Origin of the sequence: Mesorhizobium sp. B2-7-1, assembly GCF_006440735.1 — a bacterium.
GTDB lineage: Bacteria > Pseudomonadota > Alphaproteobacteria > Rhizobiales > Rhizobiaceae > Mesorhizobium.
Window position 1 is genome coordinate 38,510 of the sequence record NZ_VFUA01000046.1, and the last position, 7,906, is coordinate 46,415.

5 protein-coding genes are annotated in these 7,906 nt (G+C 62.3%); all 5 read right to left on the bottom strand.

The window, feature by feature from the left end; translation table 11 throughout:
* Positions 1-7: 7 nt before the first annotated feature.
* The 5 genes from FJ471_RS18265 to FJ471_RS18285 are packed head-to-tail and all read right to left on the bottom strand — an operon-like array spanning position 8 to position 7,654.
* Complete coding sequence (locus tag FJ471_RS18265; RefSeq protein ID WP_140805435.1) at positions 8-1,636, bottom strand: ABC transporter ATP-binding protein; 1,629 nt, start codon at positions 1,634-1,636, stop codon at positions 8-10.
* Positions 1,633-2,772 (bottom strand): ABC transporter permease, encoded by a 1,140-nt coding sequence (locus FJ471_RS18270; protein WP_140805436.1) that lies wholly within the window; start codon positions 2,770-2,772, stop codon positions 1,633-1,635. Before FJ471_RS18270 ends, FJ471_RS18265 begins: the two co-directional genes overlap by 4 nt.
* Positions 2,772-3,866 (bottom strand): microcin C ABC transporter permease YejB, encoded by a 1,095-nt coding sequence (locus FJ471_RS18275; RefSeq protein WP_140805438.1) that lies wholly within the window; start codon positions 3,864-3,866, stop codon positions 2,772-2,774. The genes FJ471_RS18270 and FJ471_RS18275 overlap by 1 nt, the downstream gene beginning before the upstream one ends.
* A 30-nt stretch (positions 3,867-3,896) precedes the next feature.
* Complete coding sequence (locus FJ471_RS18280; RefSeq protein ID WP_140805440.1) at positions 3,897-5,774, bottom strand: extracellular solute-binding protein; 1,878 nt, start codon at positions 5,772-5,774, stop codon at positions 3,897-3,899.
* On the bottom strand, positions 5,774-7,654 hold the full coding sequence (locus FJ471_RS18285; RefSeq protein ID WP_140805442.1) for an extracellular solute-binding protein: 1,881 nt from the start codon (positions 7,652-7,654) through the stop codon (positions 5,774-5,776). The genes FJ471_RS18280 and FJ471_RS18285 overlap by 1 nt, the downstream gene beginning before the upstream one ends.
* Positions 7,655-7,906: the final 252 nt, after the last annotated feature.

The window sequence follows — 7,906 nt, forward strand, 5'->3', positions numbered from 1 at the left end:
GTTGCTGTTACTCACTGACCACGCCGGTCGGTGCGGTCTCGATCTTGAAGGCCGCCGCCATCAGCGCCCGCGTATAGTCGGTTTGCGGGCTGCTGAAAATCTGCTCGGAAGGTCCCGCCTCGACGATCTGGCCATTGCGCATGACGATGACGTCATTGGCAAGGGCACGGACGACTTTGAGGTCGTGGCTGATGAAGAGGTAGGCGAGATTGTGCTTGGCCTGCAGGCCGCGCAAGAGGTCGACCACCTGCGCCTGCACGCTCATGTCCAGCGCCGAGGTCGGCTCGTCGAGCATGACGAAGCGCGGATTGAGCACCATGGCGCGGGCGATGGCGACGCGCTGGCGCTGGCCTCCGGAAAACTCGTGCGGGTAGCGGTGGCGCGTTTCGGGGTCGAGGCCGACCTCCTTCAGCACGGCGACCACCTTGTCGTCGCGCTCGTCGGCCGAGAGCTTCGGCTCGTGGATCTTCAGCCCTTCCTCGATGATCTCGGAGACCGACAGGCGCGGGCTGAGCGATCCGAACGGATCCTGGAACACGATCTGCAATTCGCGCCGCAGCGGCCGCATGGCGCTGAAGGAGAGCTGGTTGATGTCGCGTCCGTTGAAATTGATCGTGCCGGTCGAGGAGATCATCCGGGCGAGCGCCAGCCCGAGCGTCGTCTTGCCCGAGCCGGATTCGCCGACGACGCCGAGCGTCTGGCCGGCGCGCACGGTGACGTCGATGCCGTCGACCGCCTTCACGTGGTCGACGGTCTTGCGGAAGAAGCCGCGTTTGATCGGGAACCAGACCTTGATGTCCTTGCCGGTCATGACGGATTTGGCGCCCGGGTCGGCGGTGGGCGGCTTGCCCTTCGGTTCGGCTGCCAGCAGATGCTTGGTGTAGTCGTGCCGCGGGTTGGCGAATATCTCTTTGGTCGGGCCGCTCTCGACGATCTTGCCCTTGGTCATGACGCAGACGCGGTCGGCGATCCTGCGCACGATGCCGAGATCATGCGTGATGAACAGCAGCGACATGCCCTTGCGGCTTTTCAGCTTGGCGAGCAGCTCGAGGATCTGCGCCTGCACGGTGACGTCGAGAGCGGTCGTCGGCTCGTCGGCGATCAGAAGCTCCGGCTCGTTGGCCAGCGCCATGGCGATCATGACGCGCTGGCGCTGGCCGCCGGAGAGCTGGTGCGGATAGGCGTCGAGGCGCTTTTGCGGATCGCGGATGCCGACTTCGTTGAGCAGCTCCAGCGTGCGCGCGCGGGCCGGAGCATCGCGCATGCCCTGGTGCAGTTGCAACACCTCGACGATCTGCTGCTCGATCGTGTGCAGCGGGTTGAGCGAGGTCATCGGCTCCTGGAAGATCATGGTGATCTTGTTGCCGCGCACGCCGCGCAAAGCCTTCTCGTTCATGGCGAGCAGGTCGGCGCCGCCGAACAGGATTTTGCCCGAGGGGTGGCTGGCGGCGGGATAGGGCAGGAGCTTCAGCACCGACAGCGCCGATACCGATTTGCCGGAGCCGGATTCGCCAACCAGGGCAACCGTCTCGCCCTTGGCGATGTCGAATGAGACATGGTCGACGGCGATCGATTGCTTGCCGCCCTGCGCGAAGGCGACGCTCAGATCTTGGACGGACAGCAGGGCTTCGCTCATTTGAACGTCTTGCGCGGATCGAAGGCGTCGCGTGTCGCCTCGCCGATGAAGACCAGCAGGGACAGCATCAGCGAAATCACGATGAAGCCGGAAATGCCGAGCCACGGGGCGTTGAGGTTGCGCTGCGCCTGTTTCAGCAGTTCGCCGAGCGAGGCCGAGCCGGGCGGCAGGCCGAAGCCGAGATAGTCGAGTGAGGTCAGCGTCGAGATCGAGCCTGAGAGCAGGAAGGGCAGGAAGGTCAGCGTCGCCACCATGGCGTTCGGCAACAGGTGCCGGAACATGATGGTGAGGTTGGGCACGCCGAGCGCCCGCGCCGCGTTGACATATTCGAAGTTGCGGGCGCGCAGGAACTCGGCCCGCACCACGCCGACCAGCGCCACCCAGGAGAACAGCAGCATCAGGCCGAGCAGGATGAAGAAGCCGGGCGGCAGGATGGCCGAGACGATAAGCAGGAGGTAGAGCACCGGGATCGCCGACCAGATTTCGATGAAGCGCTGGAAGAGCAGGTCGGTCCAACCGCCGAAATAGCCTTGCACCGCGCCGGCCGCGACGCCGATCAGCGATGAGCCGAGCGTCAGGATCAGGCCGAACAGAACCGAGATGCGGAAGCCGTAGAGCACGCGCGCCAGCACATCGCGCGCCTGGTCGTCCGTGCCCAGCCAGTTCCAGTTGCCGATGGCGCAGTTCTCGTCGGCCTCACCCTTCGGATACTGGCTGCAACGCTTGCTCTTGTCGTAAAGCCAGGATGGTTTTGCCGGCGCCGGTTCCGGAATGGCGTTGTTGACCGTCTGGTAGGAATAACGGACCGGCGGCCAGATCATCCAGCCATTGGAGTTGATCTCGTCCTGGATCACGGGATCGCGATAGTCGGTGACGGCATAAAAGCCGCCGAACTTCTCCTCCGGATAGGCGACCAGGACCGGAAACAGGATCTCGCCCTTGTATGAGGCGATGATCGGCTTGTCGTTGGCGATCAGCTCGGAAAACAGCGACAGCACGAACAGCAGCAGGAAGATCCAGAGCGACCAGTAACCGCGCCGGTTGGCCTTGAAATTCTGCAACCGCCTCTGGTTGAGCGGCGACAGAAATGGCCTGCGGGGCCGCGCCGGCGCGCTTTCGATCGCGGCCTCGGCCATCAGATGTCTCTCCGCTCGAAGTCGATGCGCGGATCGACCCAGGTGTAGATGAGGTCGGACAGAAGGCCGACGAACAGCCCAAGCAGCGAGAAGATGTAGAGCGTGGCGAACACCACCGGATAGTCGCGGTCGATCACCGACTTGAAGCCGAGCAGGCCGAGGCCGTCGAGCGAGAAGATGTTCTCGATCAGCAGCGAGCCGGTGAAGAAGGCCGAGATGAAGGCGCCGGGAAAACCGGCGATCACGATCAGCATGGCGTTGCGGAAGACGTGACCGTACAGCACCTTGCGCTCCGACAGGCCCTTGGCGCGCGCCGTCACGACATATTGCTTGCGAATTTCCTCGAGGAACGAGTTCTTGGTCAGCAGGGTGGTCGTCGCGAAAGCCGAGAGCACGAGCGCCGTCAGCGGCAGCGTCATGTGCCAGACATAGTCGGCGATCTTGCCCGGCCAGGACAGTTGGTCCCAATTGTCCGAAACGATGCCGCGCAGCGGAAACCAGTCCCAGAACGAACCGCCCGCGAACAGCACCATGAGCATGATGCCGAACAGGAAGCCGGGAATGGCATAGCCGACGATGACGACGCCGCTGGTCCATACGTCGAAGGTCGAGCCATCCTTCACCGCCTTGCGGATGCCGAGCGGGATCGAGATCAGGTAGGACAGAAGCGTGATCCACAGGCCGATGGAGATGGAAACGGGCATCTTCTCCAGGATCAGGTTCAGCACCGAGATATCGCGGAAATAGCTGTCGCCGAAATCGAAGCGGCTATAGTTCCACAGCATCATGCCGAAGCGTTCGAGCGGCGGCTTGTCGAAGCCGAACTGCTTTTCCAGCTTCTTGATGAACTCGGGATCGAGTCCCTGCGCGCCGCGATATTTCGAGCCGACATCGCCGGCAACGTCGAAATTGCTGCCGCCGGCGTCGCCGCCGCCGCTGCCGAGACGATCGTTGCCGCCCTGGTTGGTCAGCCTGGCGATCACCTGCTCGACCGGACCGCCAGGCGCGAACTGAATGACCGCGAAGGAAATCGCCATGATGCCGAACAGCGTCGGGATCATGAGAAGAATGCGGCGCAGAATATAGGCGCCCATCAGGCAGCCGGTCCCGCGCGAACGTTCATGTCAGGCTTTGCCAATCTTTGCCGCCTTGCCCTTGTCGACCCACCACAGCGCTTCGACCGGAAAGCCGAAATCGGGTTTCTGCTCGGGAAAGCCGAACATGTCCCAATAGGCGCTTCGGTGATTCGCCAGATACCAACTTGGAATCCAATCGCGCCCCGCGCGCAAGGCCCGGTCCAACGCGCGCATGGCGGTGGTCAGGCTTTCGCGGTCCTTGGCGGCGCCGACGGCGTCGATCAGCGCATCGACGGCCGGGCTGGCAATGCCCGACAGGTTGCGAGAGCCCGATATGGCGGCACTGCGCGAGTGGAAGAAAATCTCGAGGTCGTCGCGGGTCGGCGTGGCGCTGAAATTGAAGGCGGCCGAGAGCAGGTCGAAATCGAACGTCGATTGCCTGAGCTGATATTGGGCTGAATCCACCAGGCGGATCGAGGCATCGATGCCGATGGCCTTCATGTTGGCGACCCAGGGCGAATAGACCTGCACGAAGGTCTCGTCGTCGACCAGGAATTCGGCGGTCAGCCGCCCGCCCTTGTCATTGACCACGAAATCGCCGGAGCGTTTCCAGCCGGCCTCACCGAGCAATTTCAGTGCCGCGCTCAGTTGCTTGCGGTCTCGTCCGGACCCGTCCGACGGCGGTTGCGTCACTGCTTCGCCGAAGGTCTCCGGCGGCAGCTTGTCGCGCAGCGGTTCCAGCAGCGCCAGCTCCTGCGGCGTTGGCATGCCCTCAGCCCTGAAGTCGGATTTTTCGAAGCAGGACTGCGAGCGCTCATAGGAACCATAGAAGAAGTTGCGACGCGTCCATTCGAAATCGAAGCAGAGCGCGATCGCTTGCCGCACGCGCGGATCCTTGAATTGCTCACGCCGCTGGTTGACTGCGGTGGCCTGCATGGAAGGCGTGGTTTCGGCCGGGAACTCATGCTTGATCACTTTGCCGGCGGTGAAGGCCGGAAAGTCGTAGGCCGTTGCCCAGACGCGCGAGGTGAATTCCTCGCGGTAGAGGATCTCGCCCTTCTTGAAGGCCTCGAAGCCGGCGGTGCGATCCTGGTAGAATTCGATGCGGATACGCCCGAAATTGTTCTGGCCGCGATTGACCGGCAGGTCGTTGCCCCAGTAGTCGGCCACGCGCTCATATTCGATCCAGGCGCCCGCCGACCAGCGCCCGACCTTGTAGGCGCTCGAGCCGAGCGGCGGATTGAGCTGGGAGGAATCGAACGGGTTGGCCGTAAAGAAGGCCTTCGAAAGGATAGGGAAACCGACCACGTTCAGGACCGTGCGCGCCGATTGCTTGCCCGAGAATTTGAGCTGCAGCGTGTGAGGGTCGACGGGGACCGCGTCATCGAGGTGGGTGAGCGACAGCGCGTAGTCGGGATGCCCCTTGTCCTTCAGCAGCTTGAAGGTGAAGGCGGCGTCTTCGGCTGTTAGCGCAGAACCGTCGTGGAAACGTGCCTGCGGGCGCAGCGAGAAGGTGAAGCTGTTGCGGTCGTCCGAAATCGTCACGTTCTCGGCGATCAGCCCGTAAACCGCGTCCGGCTCGTCGAGCGCTCTCGCCATCAGCGTGTCGAAGCACATCTCCATGCGCTGCGGGGAATCGCCCTTGGGGACGAACGAATTCAGCGTGTTGAAGGTCTGCGGGCTCTGGTTCGCGCCCCAATTGGGCGGCGAGAAGTTGAAGGTGCCGCCTTGCGGCGCATCGACATCGACAAAGTCGAAATGCGTGAAATCGGGCTTGTATTTGAGGTCGCCGAAGGCCGACAGGCCGTGCAGCTTGACGCCGGTCGGGGTGTCGGCAAAGGCCCGGCCGGGCAGCAGCGCCGAGGCTGCGGCTGCGGCACCGAGCGCCAGGAAGTCGCGGCGAGGAAGCAAAGTCCGCAGCCCCATCAATTGAGGCCCTTGTATTTGGCGGCCAGCGCCTTTTCCTTGGCCGTGTCGATCCACCACGAATCGATATCAGCGCCGCGGTAAGTGGGCTGCTTTTCAGGCATGCCGAACTTGTTCCAATAGGCCAGCCACACCACCGCGCGATAATATTGCGGAACGACGTAGTAGTTCCACAGAAGGATACGGTCGAGCGCGTGGGTCGTGGCGACCAGGTCGTCGCGATCGGTGGCGAAGATGATGCGATCCACGAGAGCATCGACGACCGGATTCTTTATCCCGGAATAATTGCGCGATCCGGGCGTATCGGCGGCCTTCGAACTCCAGAAATCGCGTTGCTCGTTGCCGGGCGATTCCGATTGCTGCAACTGGCTGGTGATGACCTCATAGTCGAAATTGTTGACGCGGTTGATGTACTGCGTCTGGTCGATAATGCGCAGATTGGCGTCGACGCCGATCTTGCGCAGATTGGCGATCCAGGGGCTGGAGATCACTTGATCGGTGTCGTTCCAGCCAAGGATCTCGAATTTGAACGGCGCGCCGGTCTTGGCATTCACCATCTTGCCGCCCTTGATCACCCAGCCGGCCTGGGCAAAGAGGTCGACCGCCTGCTTCAGGTATTTCCGCTCCGCCTGCGGCGAATCATAGACCGGCAGCTTGAATTCCTGGGTGAACAATTCAGGCGGCAGCTTGTCGCGATACTTCTCCAGGATTTCGAGTTCCTTGCCTTGCGGCACTCCGCTCGATGCCAGTTCCGTGCCCTGGAAATAGCTATGGGTGCGCGTGTTCGAGTTGTAGAACAGCGTGCGGTTCATCGTTTCGAAATCGAACGGAAGCGTCAGAGCCTCGCGCACGAGGCGGTCCTGGAACAGCGGCCGTCTCTGGTTGAGTATGAAGGCCTGCATGGGTTCCGGCGAGGTTGTCTTGAACACCTGCTTGACCACGTCGCCGGCGCTCACCGCCGGAAAATTGTAGGCCGTATTCCATCGCCGAGAGCTGTTTTCCGGCTTGATGTCGTCCAGCCCGCCCTTTGTGAAGGCCTGCCAGGCGGCGTTGTCGTCCAGTATGTAGGTGAAGCGCTGGGTGTCGAAATTCTCGCGGCCGATCTTCACCGGCAGCTTTGCACCCCAATAGTCGGGCACGCGCTGCCAGACGATCTCCGAACCGGGCTTGAAGCTGGCGATCTTGTAGGCGGCGGAGCCCAGCGGCGGTTCCAGCGTCGATTTGGTGATGTCGCGCTTCTTGCTGTTGGCATCGGTGCCGTCCCACCAGTGCTTCGGCAGCACAACGAGGTCGCCGAGGATCCTAGGCAACTCGCGGTTGCCCTTCTGGTTGAAATGGAATTCGACCTCGCGGTCCGAGACCGCGACGGCGTCGGTGACATTCTCGAAATAACGATTGTACATCGGGCTGTTGGCCTTCAGCACCTGGAACGACCAGATCACGTCGTCGGCAGTGATCGGCTGGCCGTCATGCCATTTCGCGCGCCGGTCGAGCCGGAAGGTGACCGAGGAATAGTCCGCCGGGTATTTGTAGGCCTCGGCGATCAGCGGGTGGTACGTGCTGCCCTCGTCGGTCGCCTGGTCCAACAGCGTGTCGTAGAGCAGCCCGCCACCGAACTGGGCGAAACCGGCAGCCGGCGATCCCTGAACGATATAGGGGTTGAAGCTGTCGAAGGTGCCGACGACGACATTGTTCAACGTGCCGCCCTTGGGCGCATCCGGGTTGACGTAGTCGTAGCGCTGGAAATTGTCGCCGTACTTTGAAGGTCCGATCAGCGACGATGTCGTGCGCCACTCATCGGCGAAACCGGCCTGCAGGCTGACGGCGAAGGCGAGCGCGAATGCCGATGCGAAAAGCGTGCGGAAGCGGCCAACCTTCATGCGTTCTCCTCGTCGCGAGCCCCGGAGCGCTCGTCGTTTCACGGAAACGGCGGCCGCTCTATTGCTTGTTTCGACGCAATTCCGGGCGGAAAACCGGTTCCCGCTTTCCTGGAACTGCGCTGCCCACCCGCAATCTAGATCATTTGACGCCGGTGGAAACCGCAAGCGCGGCGTTTGTCGCCGTCCATGCAGCTTTCCTAACAGAAAAGCCGGGACGAACCCGGCTTTTCCAAGGAAGTCTCTGTGACAAAT

Bases quoted from the DNA above. Each gene is read 5' to 3' on its own strand.
- FJ471_RS18270 (WP_140805436.1), bottom strand. From the start codon at position 2,772: ATGGCCGAGGCCGCGATCGAAAGCGCGCCGGCGCGGCCCCGCAGGCCA.
- FJ471_RS18285 (WP_140805442.1), bottom strand. From the start codon at position 7,654: ATGAAGGTTGGCCGCTTCCGCACGCTTTTCGCATCGGCATTCGCGCTC.
- FJ471_RS18280 (WP_140805440.1), bottom strand. From the start codon at position 5,774: ATGGGGCTGCGGACTTTGCTTCCTCGCCGCGACTTCCTGGCGCTCGGT.
- FJ471_RS18275 (WP_140805438.1), bottom strand. From the start codon at position 3,866: ATGGGCGCCTATATTCTGCGCCGCATTCTTCTCATGATCCCGACGCTG.
- FJ471_RS18265 (WP_140805435.1), bottom strand. From the start codon at position 1,636: ATGAGCGAAGCCCTGCTGTCCGTCCAAGATCTGAGCGTCGCCTTCGCG.